We start from the raw sequence: 14,333 nt of genomic DNA, 5'->3' as shown, positions 1-14,333 counted from the left end.
ATGGAGAAACAAAATGCATACAAAAAACTCACTACCGGAGCTTACGCTTAGGGGTATAATACTAGGAAGTATTTTAACGATTATTTTTACTGCCTCAAATGTATATTTGGGGCTTAAAGTTGGTCTTACTTTTTCTACTTCTATTCCTGCTGTTGTAATTGCAATGGCTGTTTTAAAAATCTTTAAAGATTCTAATATTTTAGAAAATAATATGGTTCAAACTCAAGTTTCAGCTGCAGGTACGCTCTCGGCTGTGATTTTTGTTATACCGGGTCTTTTTATATGTGGGTATTGGTTTGAATTTCCACTTTGGCTTACCTTTATGCTCTGTCTTTGCGGAGGTGGATTAGGCGTGCTTTTTACTATACCTTTGCGTAGAGCTATGGTAGTAGAGAGTAAATTGGCTTATCCTGAAGGAAGGGCTGCTGCTGAAATTTTAAAAGTGGCCAATAAAGATCAAGCTGATAAAAAAGGAAAGGTGGGCTTAAAAGAAATCACACTTGGTGTAGTATTAGCTTCTATTGTAAGCCTTTTTTCAAGTGGCTTTAAACTACTTTCAAGTGGAAGTAGTTTTGCATTTATTTGGCAAAAAATGACTTTTGGATTTTCTATGGGCTATTCAGTGGCGCTTTTGGGTGCTGGATACTTAGTAGGTATAGCCGGAGGTGTTGCATTGCTTGTGGGTATGGTGCTTGCTTGGATGGTTTTTGTGCCATATTTTTCTGCTAAAGAAAATTTTGATGCAAGCTTAAGTGCGCTTGATATAGCTAATCAAATTTGGGCTCAAAAAGTACGCTTAATAGGTACAGGAGCTATTGCCATAGCAGCATTATGGACTTTAATAGAACTTGCAAAGCCTGTATATGATGGCATGAAAAATATGCTTAAAAAAACTTCATTAAACCTCTCACAAGATCCTAAAGATATGGATTTATCTTTAAAAGCTATGCTAGGTTTATTTGTGCTTATGTGTATAGGTTTGTTTATTTCATTTTATGCTTTTGTGGCCGATTCAAATTTAGCAAGTGGCTATCAAATTCTTTTTGCTTTGGTAGGAACTTTAGTAGCTATTTTTATAGGCTTTTTTGTAGCTTCTGCTTGTGGATATATGGCAGGTTTAGTGGGTTCATCATCTTCTCCTATTTCAGGTATAGGACTAATTGGGATTATGATTTCTTCTTTGATTATTTTACTTTTGGGTTATCAAGTAGATTTATTTAGCGATCCTTTAATGTCTAAATTTGCTATTGCTTTTGCTATATTTACTACCAGTGTTATTTTGGCAACTGCTGCTATTTCTAATGATAATTTACAAGATTTAAAAACTGGTTATTTAGTAGGTGCAACTCCTTGGAAACAACAAGTTTCTTTGATTATAGGCTGTGTGTTTGGAGCTTTGGCTATAGCTCCTGTGTTAAATTTGTTATACCAAGCTTATGGTTTTGTGGGTGCAATGCCAAGAGAAGGAATGGATGAGGCAAATGCACTTGCTGCACCGCAAGCAAATTTAATGAGCACTATAGCTCAAGGTATTTTTAACGCTAACATTGATTGGAGTTATATTATAGCAGGAGCTTTTGTGGGTGTTGGTATAATCATTGTCGATCGTTTATTAAGAAAGAAAAATATGACTTTACCGCCTTTAGCTGTGGGTATAGGTATATATTTACCACCTGCTGTTAATATGCCTTTGTTTATAGGTGGATTATTGGCATATTTAATTAAAAAGCGTTTGGATCAAAGATATGCTAAAAATGCTCATAAAAAAGAACTTATTCAAGAGCATGAGCAAAAAGGAACCTTATTTGCCTCTGGTTTGATAGTGGGTGAGAGTATATTTGGAGTATTAATAGCTGGTTTAACTGTGCTTTCTATTAGTAGAGGTGGGACTGAAGATCCGCTTGCTATTGCAACTTCATTTAAAGATGATGGGATTATAGGTTTTGTAGTTTTTGTAGCGATTATGCTAATTTTTGCAAGAAGAGTGCTTAAAAAATGAATTTAGATTATTATTATGCTTTGATTTTAGGAATCATTGAGGGTCTGACAGAATTTTTACCTGTTTCATCTACCGGGCATATGATCTTGGGTGCTGAAATTTTGGGTTTAAATATAGATGATTTTTGGAGAAGTTTTTTTATCATCATTCAGCTTGGTTCTATACTAGCGGTGATTTTTATTTTTAAAGAAAAACTAACTCAAAAACTTGATATTTGGTTAAAACTTGCTGTGGGCTTTTTGCCTGCAGGTGGGGTGGGTTTTATAGCATATAAGTTTTTAAAAGAAATATTTAATGGCTATACCGTGGCTACTATGTTAATCATTGGTGGGATTGTTTTTATCATCATAGAACTTAAACATAGAAAAAAAGACTATACAATCCACTCTTTAGATGAGGTAAGTTATAAACAAGCTTTTTTGATAGGTTTAACTCAAGCTCTTGCTATTATACCAGGTACTTCAAGAAGTGGAGCAAGTATCATAGGTGGGTTATTGCTCGGACTTGATCGCAAAGTTGCTTCTGAATTTTCATTTTTGCTTGCAATTCCTACTATGATTATAGCAACAGCTTATAGCATTTATAAAGAACCACAAGTTCTAAGCAATATGAATAATTTTATTCCTTTAGCCATAGGTTTTATAACAGCTTTTGTAGTGGCTTTTATAGTAATTAAAATATTTTTAAAATTAATCAGCAAGATAAACTTCATACCTTTTGGAATTTATAGGATAATTTTAGGTTTTGTATTTTTATACCTTTTTATGAGTGGTACTTTAGATATATCAAGAACAGGTGTTTGAAATATAAAAATATCCTTTATTTAAAAAAAGTTTAAGTTTTTCATAGCTAAAATTAGTCTTATATTTTAATTTAAGCTCACAAGGTTAGTGAGTGTTAAGGGTAGAAATGACAAAAGATATAATTGCATATGCAAATAATGAAACTTTAGTAGATACTCAAAGTTTTAACAATGATACAAATTTAACTCCGATTTATTTTGATAACTCTAAAGAAAGTTTAGAAGTTATCCGCCACTCTTGTGCGCATTTAATGGCTCAAGCGATTAAAAGTTTGTATCCAGAGGCTAAATTTTTCGTAGGACCTGTGATAGAAGATGGGTTTTATTATGATTTTAGAGTTGATAGTAAGATTTCAGAAGAAGACTTAAGCAAAATCGAAAAGAAAATGAAAGAACTAGCTGAAGCAAAGCTAGACATCACAAAATATGAACTCTCAAAGACTGAGGTTAAAGAAAAATTTGCTAATGATGATTTAAAACAAGAAGTTTTACTAAGAATTCCTGATGGAAAAGTAAGTATTTATAAGCAAGGCGAATTTGAAGATTTATGCCGTGGACCTCATGTACCAAATACTAGATATTTAAGATTTTTCAAACTTACTCGTGTAGCGGGAGCGTATTTGGGTGGTGATGAAAAAAGAGAAATGCTCACAAGAATTTATGGTACTGCCTTTGCAGATAAAGAAAGTTTAAATGAATACTTAAAAATTATTGAAGAAGCTAAAAAAAGAGATCATAGAAAACTTGGTAATGAAATGAAGCTTTTTGCCTTTGATGATGAAATAGGTGGTGGGCTTCCTATATGGCTTAGCAATGGTGCAAAATTAAGAAGCAAATTAGAGCATTTGCTATATAAAGCACATAGATTAAGAGGCTATGAGCCTGTGCGTGGGCCTGAACTTTTAAAAGCTGATGCGTGGAAAATTAGTGGGCATTATGCAAACTATAAAGAAAATATGTATTTTACGCAAATTGATGAGCAAGAATATGGCATTAAGCCGATGAATTGTGTAGGACATATTAAAATTTATCAAAGTGATGTTAGAAGTTATCGCGATTTACCTTTGAAATTTTTTGAATACGGCGTGGTGCACCGCCATGAAAAAAGTGGAGTTTTGCACGGGCTTTTTAGGGTAAGAGAATTCACTCAAGATGATGCACATATTTTTTGTATGCCAACTCAGATAAAAGAACAAGTTTTAGAAATTTTAAGCTTTGTTGATACTTTGATGAAGGCTTTTGAGTTTGATTATGAAATGGAAATTTCAACACGTCCGGCAAAAGCAATAGGCGATGATGAAATTTGGGATATAGCTACAAAGGCTTTAAAAGAAGCTTTAGATGAGCAAGGTTTAAAATATGGCATTGATGAGGGCGGTGGAGCTTTCTATGGCCCAAAAATCGATATTAAAATCACTGATGCGCTAAAAAGAAAATGGCAGTGTGGAACTATACAAGTAGATTTTAACTTACCAAGCCGTTTTAAACTCGAATACACAGACGCAGATAATGAGAAAAAACAACCTGTAATGCTTCACCGTGCTATTTTGGGTTCTTTTGAAAGATTTATAGGAATTTTAGTAGAGCATTGTGCGGGTGAGTTGCCATTTTTCATAGCGCCAACTCAAGTAGCTATAGTACCTATTTCGCAAAATCATCATGATTATGCAAAAGAAATAGCAAGAAAACTTTTAGAACTTGGCATTGATAGTGAAGTGTATAATAAAAATGAAAGCTTAAATAAAAAAATCCGCACAGCCGAAAAAGCACATGTGCCTATGATACTTGTTTTAGGCGATGAAGAAGTAGCAAACAAAAGTGTGGCTTTAAGAGATAGAAGAGCAAAAGAACAAAAAACAATGACTTTAGATGAATTTATAACCCTAACAAAGGAGAAATTAAGTGAGGTACGCTTTTGAGTAAAGAAAAAGAAGTATTGCTAAATGAAGAAATTCAAGCAGATGAGATCAGATGTATAGGTGATGATGGCAAGGTTTATGGCATTATTAGTAGTGATGAAGCACTAGATATAGCAAATAGACTAGGGCTTGATTTGGTGATGATAGCCCCTGAAGCCAAACCACCTGTATGTAAGATAATGGATTATGGAAAATTCCGTTATCAACAAGAAAAGAAACAAAAAGAAGCAAAGAAAAAACAAAAAGTTATTGATATAAAAGAAATCAAACTTTCTGTGAAAATCGCTCAAAATGACATTAATTATAAAGTCAAACATGCAAGCGAGTTTTTAGAGCAAGGCAAGCATGTGAAATTTAGAGTGTTTTTAAAAGGTCGTGAGATGGGCTCTCCTGAAGCAGGGGTAGCTTTGCTTGAAAAAATTTGGCAAATGGTTGAAGATATAGCAGATAGAGACAAAGAGCCTTTACTCGAAGGACGCTATGTAAATATGCTAGTAACTCCTAAAAAGAAAAAATAATCACAAGCCTTTTTAAGGCTTGTATTTTAAACTTATGCTAGAAGAAAATCCACAATTTTTAAAAGAACAAATCATAACTTATCTTGGTAATAAAAGATCTTTACTCGAGTTTTTAAATCAAGGCTTTAAATTCGCACAAAATGAGCTTAAAAAAGACAAATTTAGTTTTTGTGATGTATTTAGTGGCTCTGGGGTAGTTTCGCGTTTTGTGAAGCCTTATGCGAGTTTTATCATGGCAAATGATTTGGAAGATTATTCTAAAATCATCAATGAGTGTTATTTAAGCAATCAAAACGCGAAATTTTTACAAGAATTACAAAAACATTATGCTTTTTTAACTTCTGATTTAAAACTCAAAAAAGGCTTTATAAGCAAGCTTTATGCGCCAAATGATGATGAGTATATCCAAAAGAATGAAAGAGTTTTCTACACACTTAAAAACGCTATGTATTTAGACTCTATGCGAGAAAAAATTTCAAGCCTGCCGAAAGAAATTCAAAAATACTTCATCGCACCGCTTATCTATGAAGCAAGTGTACATGCAAATACAAGCGGGGTTTTTAAAGGCTTTTATAAAGATAAAAATGGAGTGGGAAAATTTGGAGGAAATGGAGCAAATGCGCTTAGTCGTATAAAGGGTGATATAGCTTTAAAAATGCCTATTTTTTCAAATTTTACTTGTGAGTATGAGGTTTTTCAAAAGGATGCAAATGTTTTAGCTAAAGAGCTTGATGGCTTTGATGTGGCGTATTTAGACCCACCTTATAATCAACACCCTTATGGATCAAATTATTTTATGTTAAATTTAATCGCTAATTATAAAAAGCCAAAGGAAATTTCAAAGGTTTCTGGTATACCAAAAGACTGGAACCGCAGTGCTTTTAACAAAGAAAAAAAAGCCGAAGATGCTTTGTTTGATTTGATAAATGATTTAAAAGCCAAGATTGTATTGCTTTCTTATAATTGTGAGGGTTTTGTAAAAAAAGAAAAATTCACAAAAAGACTTCAAAGTCTTGGAGAATGTTTTGTGCTTGAGCAAAAGTATAATGCCTTTAGAGCTAGTAGAAACCTTTCTAAGCGCTCTATGCATATACAAGAACAACTTTATGTATTAAAAAAACGCTAATCTTGCATGTATGTATTTAACTGCTCAAAAAGTTTTTCTTTTAAAGCGATAGGTTTGTTTATTTTAATATATGGTATCCAATATCTTATTAAATTTAAAAGCTCATCATCATAGGTATAAAATGCCTTGATGTAAATAAAATTCTCATCCTCATCTATAAATTCGTATTTAGTAAGGGCATTTTTTCTTAAGAAATATTCTTTAGCTTTTTTATCAAGTTTTAAAATAGCTTCTTTGTTTTCTTTACTAATCCAGTTGCTTTGATCTTTTTGAATTTGTTTTAAAAACTCTTCTTTTGGGGTAAAAATTTCTTTTTTTTCCACTCTTAGTTGTGTGATTTTAGAAAAAGCAAAGGTTTTTAAAGTATCGTTTTCATCTGCTAAAAGATACCATATGTGATCAATATTGATGAGTTTGTATGGATTGGCTTTTCTGCATTTTTCTTTGTAGTGAAAACTAATGGGGTATTTTGCTATGATAGCTGCACTTAGTTCCTCAAAAACTTCTCTATCAAGTGTTTCATAGCTTTTGGTTTTGACTAAAAAGGCTTTATTGATTTTTTCATTAAGCAAGTCGTTTAAAAACTCTTTATCTAAACTAGGATAAAGCCTACCTATACCGCTTAAAATAGCAAAATTTTGTATATCTTTAAAGCTTAATTTTCCTAAAACATAGCCTTCTAAAAAATACTTTCCATTTTCTTTTTTTATAGGGATAAAAGCAAGGCGTTCATGTAAGTCTCTTTGTATGGTGCGAATGCTGACATTAAATTCTTGCGCAAGCTCTTTTAAGCTAAAACGCTCTCCATTGTTTAAACACTGCAGTATAGAAACTAAACGCGTAGAAAGCTTGTCTTTTTCCATATACAACCTTTTTTTGTTTATTTTAGCAAATCTTTGATGTTTTGTTTGATTGTTTTTGGATCATTTTCATAGGTAGTTAAAAGCTCTTGAATAAGTTTTAAAAAATCACTAAAATCATCAGGATTTTCTTTTTTAAATTTAAGTACTCTATCTAGGATGATAAAAGCGGCTTCTGTTTTGTCATTTTCTTTTTCATAAAGCTCTTTTAGCTCTAAAGCAAACTTAGTGTAAGTATAAGCTTGCTTTGGCTTTGAGATGATATCAAAGATGTTTGATTTATAGCTAAAAAGCAATGAAAAAAGTTGAGGTAGTTTGTTTAGCATGACTTAATCTCCAAAGTCTATAAAATATTCAACTAAAAAATCTCTTAGAGAACTTTCGTTTGATGTTTTTTGATAGTCAAATTTAGTTCCTATATTTAAAGGTAGTTTTACAATTTGAGCTTTTATAGAACCTGATTTTATAGATTGTTTTTCGATGTCTTGATTAATTTTTTCATATTTTTTTGATATAGATTGTCCTCCTACTTTACCAGTTTTCAAATAAGCTTTTAATGCAGATTTAAACGAAGTGGGTAATTTTTCAATATATATATGATGTTCTTCTATATATTTTTGTAATTCTTCTTTTGTTAACTTTCCACTGAGACCATTTTCAGAAGTCCGCATTTCGTTTTTTTGTAGCTCTTTAAAGTTAGAAGATTTATCAAGATCGGTCTGCTTGTAATTTGCTTTACCCTTTGCATATAAGGTATAGTTGATATTTAAGTCAGCTTCAAAATTATTTTCATATTTTGCTTTATATTCTTCTTTGCTTACAAATTTAATTTCACATCTTTTTGCACCCATAAATCCTGCTAATAACTGTATAATTTCTTCAGTGTCTTCTATATAATACCTATCAAAACAAGCTATATCATAATATACATTTTCGTATATTGGAGATGGACATAAGCATATATTTAAATTCTCTACTTTTAACAAATCTTGTAGTTGGTATTTTCTATCGGATAAGTGAAAAATAAGATCTTTCTTTTTTAATTTTTTTAGTTCTTGAGAATCAACTATTTTGATATTTTCTCTTAATTCTTGGGTTTCTTCGCCAAGTTGTTCTATATCGTATTTATTTTGGTCATTTGTAATAAGTAAATATTCTTCCATGTTTTAATCCTTTGTCGCTATATATATAAGTGTTGCTGCAATCAATAGCAGTAAAATTCCTGAAATTTTATATATTTTGGAATTATCTTGTTTTTGTAAATTTAAAAAATCATCATAATTCAAACCCGCTTTATTAATGCTATCTTTTACATTTTTACTTTGTAAATTTTCATCCATTATGATCATAGCAAGTCTTGTTCTATCTAATTTATCTTTTATAGGGTGTTTTATCACATAAAAAGATAGGTTGTTAGGTAACTTTTTAAATCCGATATGATTTCCATCGAGTTTATAGGTATTGATGATCTTATATAAATTGCTAATTTCTTTTTCTTGTTTGATATCTTTTAAGAAAACTCCATTTTTTATGCTAGTATGAGAATCACCTTCGATATCTTGTATAGTGATAAAAATCATTCAAACAACCCCATTAGTTCTTTATGAATTTTTTTATAATGGTCATCACTTTGATCACCTAAAAGTTCAAAAATTTCAACCTTAGCATTACTAATATTTTGTTTAATATCGTTCATTATATCTTTTTTGGTTTCACCTGCTCTTGTTCCTATAATAATATAATTGATTTTTTTGCCATTATTTTTTTCTTCATCAACAATGCGTTTTTTCCAAAAATCCATACCAAATTTAATATTTTTATCTTTATTGTATTTAGAAGAATCAAAAACATATACCACATAATCGCCATTATTTAAGTTTGTGAATGATTTATTTCTATCAATTATTTGAGCTTTTGAACCCCCATGATCTATAAAATGAAGATTTTCATATTTTTCTTTCTTGCCTGTATTTGTAGCGATATGTTCATCTATTTTATCAATTTTTTTTGTGATTATTTTAAAAATAGTAGTTTTTCCTGCCATTGGCTCACCTGCAAACATAACATTTTTGTCTTTTGCAAAATTGCTAATATCATCGTCTATATCATTATCATTTTTATATGATTTATACGCTGCATACGCTCCTATTCCTGCTGCTACAGCTACTGGTGCTAAAAACCAAACCATCTTTTCCCTTTCAACTTCGAATTTATTTTTTATTGTATCTAAATTTGCTTAAGTTTTATTGCTTTTAATGATCCTTGCAAGCACCATTATACCCGCTAAAATTAGCGCATAAGACACCGCTACATTTGTAATTCCGTATTTTTCTATTAAAAATAAACTTGGCAAAATAACACAATATAAAACAAATATAAGTAAAGCCCAAAAAGCTCCGCAGGCAATAGCCCATATAGCAGTAGCTATCATGACTATAATACCAATTACAACCGCCATAAATAATTCCTTTTGTTTTGACTTACAAAAGGAATTATATTTTAGCTTTATGACAGGTTATGTCGTAAATTAGCATTATCTTTTAAAAGCACTTAATATAGTGCTAAATGCCATTTCTAAGGCATTAGCGTTTTTTCTTTGGAGAGGTTCTTTGCATTTTGGGCAAGAAAAAATTTCACCACTAAAAGATATAACATCAGATTTTGGAACTATTACTTTAGAATACCCGCATTTTTTACATACTTTTTTAAACGGCATAGGACGTATCATTAATTTCCTTTTTTTGTTTTGTGAGCTGTTAAAAATTATCCATTTTTTGCTCTTTTATTTCACTTGGATTTGCATTTTCAAAAATCTCTTTTATGCTAGCGCGTGTTTGCTCGTATTTTTCTTTAAGCTCGGGATTATTTTCTATGGTTTCTTTTCCGCCAAATAAATCTGCAACAACCAAAGGCTCGTTGAAAAATTTATCATCCACCGCATCAACTACATTATAAACTTTTTCAGCAGCTTGTCCAAGCATTTCACATGCTATGTCTTTTGGATCATCAGTCCAGTATGCATTTTCTTCTTTGGTTTTGTCATACCATTTTTTTAATCCATATCCAGTTGCAGCTAAAGCAACTCCACCTAAAATAAAACCTAATTTTCCCATAAATAACTCCTTTTGTTTTGATTTACAAAAGGAATTATATTTTAGCTTTATGACAGGTTGTGTCGTTTTAGGGTATTAAAATAAATTATTTTTAAAATGTTCTACGTCTTTATTTTCTATAGAGTTGTTTAGATATTTATACAAGAAATCATAAGCTATATTAAGCTTGTTCTCATCAAGATTGTTTTCAAGTATAAAAAATCTTGCTAAGAAAGTAAGATCAAAAATTTGAGCAATAGGTTTTAAATTTTCTAAAATTTTTGGCGCAATTTTTTGCTTTTTGTCGTAGTGATCTTTTAAAGCTTTCATTATATTTCTTCTTTGAAGGTTTAACAGATTCTCTATCGTTTTAATATCTGCATTTTCTAGCCAAGCTGAGCCAAGTATAACACCATCTTTATAGTTTTTAGCATAGAAATTGTAAATATTGTGTTGGATTATTTCTTCATTTATCAATTCATTTGAAGTTGTATTTGAACTTTGGTTGATTTTTACAGCTACTGCTTTAGAAAATCCACCTGAAAAGACAATAGCTGTTCCTATATCTAGTTTGCTTAAAAATTCTGCTTGCTCATCTTCTAAAGCCATGGTATTTGCGATAGCTTTTTTATCATCTGCAGCAAAAATTCTATGAACGATTTTTGTGTTTGTATTTTTTAATACTTCTGGGGTGAGCTTGTTTGGAATTTGATCAGCTATCATTAAGCATTCGCCATATTTTCTAATCTCAGCAAGCATGTCAGTAAATACTTCAACACCTTGTTTTTTATTTAAACTATCTCCCGCTTCATACTTACTTAATAATCTATGTGCTTCTTCTATTAAAAGTATGTGTTTTAAGCCATGTTTATTTTGGCTAGTTTTGAAATTTGCTTTGATGGCCTCTACAAAATTAGTAAGTATAAATCCCATTACTAAAGATTTTTCATTACCATTTCTAATCTCCTCAAGCTCAAACACTACTTTTTTATCAAGCAACTTTCTAAAATCTATTGATCTTTTAGTATTTAACATAAAGCCTTTTGATCCAACTAAAAGCCCATTTAATCTAGCTTTAATAGAACCTATATAATCATTTTTTAATCTCTCATCAAAACCTTGAGTTTTTACTACATCTTCTATTTTTTCAATTAAATCTTGCAAGGTCGGAAAAGAATAAACCCCTTCATCAAAGGCACTTTCTTCATAAATTTCATTTTTATTGGTAGATATATTCCAGCCTTTGTCTTTATAGCACTCATATATTGCACTTTCTATGATTTGAGGTATAGCAGCTTCCATGTCAAATGCAGCCTCTATACTAGCTTTTATCATATCTACTCTTGAAGTAATGCTCTCATGAGGAAAAAATTCAAAAGGATTTAGTCTAAAAGGTGATAATGTATCATTTCCTAGTGTAAAGATAAGTAAGTCATCATAGATATTTTTTAAAATTCTATATTCTGTTTTAGCAGGTTCTATTACTAAAAATGGTTTGTTTGAGTTGATGAGTATATTTTGACAAGTTGTTGTTTTTCCACTTCCTGTTACACCTGTGATAAATATATGTTTATCAAGCTCAAATTTGTTTATACTTACTTCTTTGTTTGTGATATTGCCGCTTTGTATTAATTTTCCAAGAACTAAAGAATTTTCTTGAGAAAATTGTTTATAGTTTAATCCAAATTCAACTTCCTCATTAAGCTCTAAACCTACCACCTCTTTTTTCGGTAAATCTGCGATTAAACTTAGCTCTTTAGAGCTTATTAAATTTCCAAGAGAATGCGAGCTTTGAGAAAATAATGATGAAATTTTTTCATCATCTTGATTCATTTGTATTTTTGGTAGTTGTAAATTTCTAAAAGCATGAAGTCTTTTGCCATTATCTAGTAAAAACGCTCTAAGTGGAAGTTTGTTTCCACTTTCTCCGCTAAATAAAGATATAATGGTATTTTCAAGTTTTTGTAAAACAGCCTTTGAATTTGCAAAGCAAAACATAGAGCTTGTAAAAAGTCCTTTTCCTTTGCCATAGTCTATTCTAGGTAGTAAAATTTCATCTATGTATTTTACCCAATCTTGCATTTGTTTGTTGGTTGATTCTGTGGTGGTTGTTGTAGATTCTGTAGTTCCTTCGCTAGTACCTGTGGTTTTGCTTTCATTAGTACCTGTTGTAGTTCCTTCGCTAGTACCTGTGGTTTTGCTTTCATTAGTACCTGTTGTAGTTCCTTCGCTAGTACCTGTGGTTTTACTTTCGCTATTTCCAATGTTTTTTGATATAGTTTGGCTTTTTCCACCGGTGATTGTTATGCTGCTATTTGTAGTTATGCTTTTAGATTCAGAGCTTCCTTTGTTTGTAGAATAACTACTTCCATTATCGCTAGATCCGCTAGAAGTTCCAAAGGTTTTACTTTCGCTAGTTCCACTTTGCTTACTTTCTCCAGAATTTGTCGCTTCACTTCTACTTTCACCTTCATTTGTTCCTGTGTTTGTACTCTCATTGGTGCCTATGCTTTTGCTTTCATTAGTACCCGTGGTTTTACTTTCGCTAGTGCCTGTATTTTTACTCTCATTGGTGCCTATGCTTTTGCTTTCATTGGTACCAAAATTTTTACTTTGTGATTCTTGCTTGCTTTGTTTTGCCATAGGACTTAGCATATCATAAATATCAAATATATTTTTTTCAATATCTGCTATAGTTTTATCATCCACCAAAGAAGCTATGATCATAAAGCCAAATTCAGAATTTATCCCCATAGTATCTGCAAGTCTATCTACCCCTTGGAATTCATCTTTGTTTTCTAAAATACCAGGAACACCTTCTATGATACTTTGGTATTGATTATTTGTAATTTTGTCTAAAAGTTTTCTTTTAGATTCTCCTGTGACAACTTCTACTTTGCTACCTCTAAAATTTCCTTTTATGCTAGGACATAGTAAAAATTCTCCTATTTCTTGTATATTTAAACTTGGCGATGATTTAGAATAATCTCTACTAATACCATAATAAAACTCAATACCCTCATCATTACCTAAAATTAAATATATAAAATTAACACCTTCTATTCTAAGAGTGCTTAAAACGTTTTCTAAAGCTTGTCTTTTTGGCGCATCTTTTTTAAAGGTAATGCTATCTACTTTATATAAAGCCACATCGCTTATATCTAGTTCATCTGTTTTAAGTGTGGTAATATTTGTTTTATGATTTAAATATAAATTATTTGTATGAAGTGTAATGGTTTCTATGGTCTTTTTCATTTGCTTTTCCTTTCTTGTGCTTCTTTTTCCATTAGCTCTCTAAAATATTTTTGTGCTTTTGTTTCTTGTTTTAAAGCCCCTTCTATACAAACATCTTTTGAAACTTTATCTTGCAAAGAAACATTAGTATAAAATGAATTTTGTGTATGCGTTTCTTGTTTATTGATAAGCTTAGAATGTGGTATGTATTTATTTAGTATCTTTTTTACTATGCTTATATCCCATATAGTATCTTCTAAATTTTCAACAAAAAAAGAATGATTAAAAATCAACTCATTTTTTTTATTCCATACAAAACATAGATCAAGTTCATCATCTTTGATATATTCAACCGTCTTTTCCCACCAAATCCAAAAATCCTCGTCTATGGTAAAAAAAACTTCACCTTCTTTTTTTATAGGTTCTATGTTTTCGTTTCTATATCTAAACACTGCTATTTTTTCATTATCTATTAAAAATAAATTTCTAATCATTCTTTTCCTTGTTTTGTTTTAACTTTTCAAGTTGAGTGACAAATTTTTTAATTTGTATTTTTTTAGCTTTGCTTATTGTTTTAAGATTTGTATTAGTCGTTAAATTTTTATTAAAATCAAAAAAATCTTTTTCATTATATAGAGTATAATCTTCTTTAAAAGTGTATGTTTGCTGGTTTAAAGGAATGCGTATTTTAGCATTCCTTTCTATGTATTCTTCTTCTTCAATATTGCTATGCAAACTAAAACCATTCCAAAAATTCCAATTTCTCATTTCGTCTCTTTTATT

Annotated in this window: 16 protein-coding genes; 5 read left to right on the top strand and 11 right to left on the bottom strand. The window is 30.7% G+C overall.

Annotated features, from left to right (window positions below; translation table 11 throughout):
• The first annotated feature begins 13 nt into the window (after positions 1-13).
• The 5 genes from L8W69_RS03910 to L8W69_RS03890 all read left to right on the top strand — a co-directional run bounded on the left by L8W69_RS03910 (position 14) and on the right by L8W69_RS03890 (position 6,364).
• Entirely contained in the window at positions 14-1,999 is a 1,986-nt protein-coding gene (locus L8W69_RS03910; protein ID WP_263666482.1) for an OPT family oligopeptide transporter, read from the top strand.
• A complete protein-coding gene (locus L8W69_RS03905; RefSeq protein WP_263659205.1) occupies positions 1,996-2,802 on the top strand; it encodes an undecaprenyl-diphosphate phosphatase in 807 nt (268 codons plus the stop codon). The genes L8W69_RS03910 and L8W69_RS03905 overlap by 4 nt, the downstream gene beginning before the upstream one ends.
• Before the next feature lie 106 nt (positions 2,803-2,908).
• Positions 2,909-4,720, top strand: coding sequence for a threonine--tRNA ligase (gene thrS / locus L8W69_RS03900; protein WP_263666481.1), 1,812 nt, complete (start codon positions 2,909-2,911; stop codon positions 4,718-4,720).
• Positions 4,717-5,238 (top strand): translation initiation factor IF-3, encoded by a 522-nt coding sequence (gene infC / locus L8W69_RS03895; RefSeq protein WP_039617082.1) that lies wholly within the window; start codon positions 4,717-4,719, stop codon positions 5,236-5,238. Before thrS ends, infC begins: the two co-directional genes overlap by 4 nt.
• A 34-nt stretch (positions 5,239-5,272) precedes the next feature.
• Complete coding sequence (locus L8W69_RS03890) at positions 5,273-6,364, top strand: DNA adenine methylase (protein WP_263661408.1); 1,092 nt, start codon at positions 5,273-5,275, stop codon at positions 6,362-6,364.
• On the opposite strand, the gene L8W69_RS03885 is transcribed toward L8W69_RS03890, so the two are convergent.
• From L8W69_RS03885 to L8W69_RS03835, 11 genes are all read right to left on the bottom strand, one after another.
• Complete coding sequence (locus L8W69_RS03885; protein WP_263666480.1) at positions 6,361-7,227, bottom strand: helix-turn-helix transcriptional regulator; 867 nt, start codon at positions 7,225-7,227, stop codon at positions 6,361-6,363. The genes L8W69_RS03890 and L8W69_RS03885 overlap by 4 nt on opposite strands.
• Before the next feature lie 17 nt (positions 7,228-7,244).
• A complete protein-coding gene (locus L8W69_RS03880) occupies positions 7,245-7,550 on the bottom strand; it encodes a hypothetical protein (protein WP_263666479.1) in 306 nt (101 codons plus the stop codon).
• A gap of 3 nt (positions 7,551-7,553) precedes the next feature.
• A complete protein-coding gene (locus tag L8W69_RS03875) occupies positions 7,554-8,387 on the bottom strand; it encodes a hypothetical protein (RefSeq protein ID WP_257933260.1) in 834 nt (277 codons plus the stop codon).
• 3 nt (positions 8,388-8,390) lie between these two features.
• Positions 8,391-8,804: a hypothetical protein gene (locus L8W69_RS03870; protein WP_263666478.1), complete on the bottom strand. Its 414-nt coding sequence runs from the start codon at positions 8,802-8,804 to the stop codon at positions 8,391-8,393.
• The gene (locus L8W69_RS03865) at positions 8,801-9,412 is read right to left on the bottom strand and encodes a GTPase (protein WP_261529851.1); all 612 of its coding nucleotides are present in this window, start codon (positions 9,410-9,412) and stop codon (positions 8,801-8,803) included. The genes L8W69_RS03870 and L8W69_RS03865 overlap by 4 nt, the downstream gene beginning before the upstream one ends.
• A 48-nt stretch (positions 9,413-9,460) precedes the next feature.
• Complete coding sequence (locus tag L8W69_RS03860) at positions 9,461-9,682, bottom strand: hypothetical protein (protein WP_263666477.1); 222 nt, start codon at positions 9,680-9,682, stop codon at positions 9,461-9,463.
• 75 nt (positions 9,683-9,757) lie between these two features.
• A complete protein-coding gene (locus L8W69_RS03855; protein ID WP_263666476.1) occupies positions 9,758-9,952 on the bottom strand; it encodes a hypothetical protein in 195 nt (64 codons plus the stop codon).
• Positions 9,953-9,980: 28 nt separating this feature from the next.
• Positions 9,981-10,337: a hypothetical protein gene (locus tag L8W69_RS03850; RefSeq protein WP_263666475.1), complete on the bottom strand. Its 357-nt coding sequence runs from the start codon at positions 10,335-10,337 to the stop codon at positions 9,981-9,983.
• Between the two features lie 75 nt (positions 10,338-10,412).
• The gene (locus L8W69_RS03845; protein ID WP_263666474.1) at positions 10,413-13,571 is read right to left on the bottom strand and encodes an ATP-binding protein; all 3,159 of its coding nucleotides are present in this window, start codon (positions 13,569-13,571) and stop codon (positions 10,413-10,415) included.
• Positions 13,568-14,044 carry a hypothetical protein gene (locus L8W69_RS03840; protein WP_263666473.1) on the bottom strand — a complete coding sequence of 159 codons (477 nt, stop codon included), beginning with the start codon at positions 14,042-14,044 and terminating at the stop codon, positions 13,568-13,570. The genes L8W69_RS03845 and L8W69_RS03840 overlap by 4 nt, the downstream gene beginning before the upstream one ends.
• Positions 14,037-14,318, bottom strand: a complete 282-nt coding sequence (locus L8W69_RS03835) for a hypothetical protein (RefSeq protein ID WP_263666472.1) — start codon at positions 14,316-14,318, stop codon at positions 14,037-14,039. Before L8W69_RS03835 ends, L8W69_RS03840 begins: the two co-directional genes overlap by 8 nt.
• Positions 14,319-14,333 lie beyond the last annotated feature (15 nt).

Origin of the sequence: Campylobacter sp. CNRCH_2016_3089 (assembly GCF_025772505.1) — a bacterium.
In the GTDB taxonomy this organism is placed as follows: Bacteria; Campylobacterota; Campylobacteria; order Campylobacterales; family Campylobacteraceae; genus Campylobacter_D; species Campylobacter_D lari_D.
Note: the sequence above shows the minus strand (reverse complement) of the source record. Positions and strands in the feature narration are given on the sequence as shown.

Bases quoted from the DNA above. Each gene is read 5' to 3' on its own strand.
- L8W69_RS03910 (WP_263666482.1), top strand. From the start codon at position 14: ATGCATACAAAAAACTCACTACCGGAGCTTACGCTTAGGGGTATAATA.
- L8W69_RS03905 (WP_263659205.1), top strand. From the start codon at position 1,996: ATGAATTTAGATTATTATTATGCTTTGATTTTAGGAATCATTGAGGGT.
- thrS (WP_263666481.1), top strand. From the start codon at position 2,909: ATGACAAAAGATATAATTGCATATGCAAATAATGAAACTTTAGTAGAT.
- L8W69_RS03890 (WP_263661408.1), top strand. From the start codon at position 5,273: ATGCTAGAAGAAAATCCACAATTTTTAAAAGAACAAATCATAACTTAT.
- L8W69_RS03885 (WP_263666480.1), bottom strand. From the start codon at position 7,227: ATGGAAAAAGACAAGCTTTCTACGCGTTTAGTTTCTATACTGCAGTGT.
- L8W69_RS03880 (WP_263666479.1), bottom strand. From the start codon at position 7,550: ATGCTAAACAAACTACCTCAACTTTTTTCATTGCTTTTTAGCTATAAA.
- L8W69_RS03875 (WP_257933260.1), bottom strand. From the start codon at position 8,387: ATGGAAGAATATTTACTTATTACAAATGACCAAAATAAATACGATATA.
- L8W69_RS03870 (WP_263666478.1), bottom strand. From the start codon at position 8,804: ATGATTTTTATCACTATACAAGATATCGAAGGTGATTCTCATACTAGC.
- L8W69_RS03865 (WP_261529851.1), bottom strand. From the start codon at position 9,412: ATGGTTTGGTTTTTAGCACCAGTAGCTGTAGCAGCAGGAATAGGAGCG.
- L8W69_RS03860 (WP_263666477.1), bottom strand. From the start codon at position 9,682: ATGGCGGTTGTAATTGGTATTATAGTCATGATAGCTACTGCTATATGG.
- L8W69_RS03855 (WP_263666476.1), bottom strand. From the start codon at position 9,952: ATGATACGTCCTATGCCGTTTAAAAAAGTATGTAAAAAATGCGGGTAT.
- L8W69_RS03850 (WP_263666475.1), bottom strand. From the start codon at position 10,337: ATGGGAAAATTAGGTTTTATTTTAGGTGGAGTTGCTTTAGCTGCAACT.
- L8W69_RS03845 (WP_263666474.1), bottom strand. From the start codon at position 13,571: ATGAAAAAGACCATAGAAACCATTACACTTCATACAAATAATTTATAT.
- L8W69_RS03840 (WP_263666473.1), bottom strand. From the start codon at position 14,044: ATGATTAGAAATTTATTTTTAATAGATAATGAAAAAATAGCAGTGTTT.
- L8W69_RS03835 (WP_263666472.1), bottom strand. From the start codon at position 14,318: ATGAGAAATTGGAATTTTTGGAATGGTTTTAGTTTGCATAGCAATATT.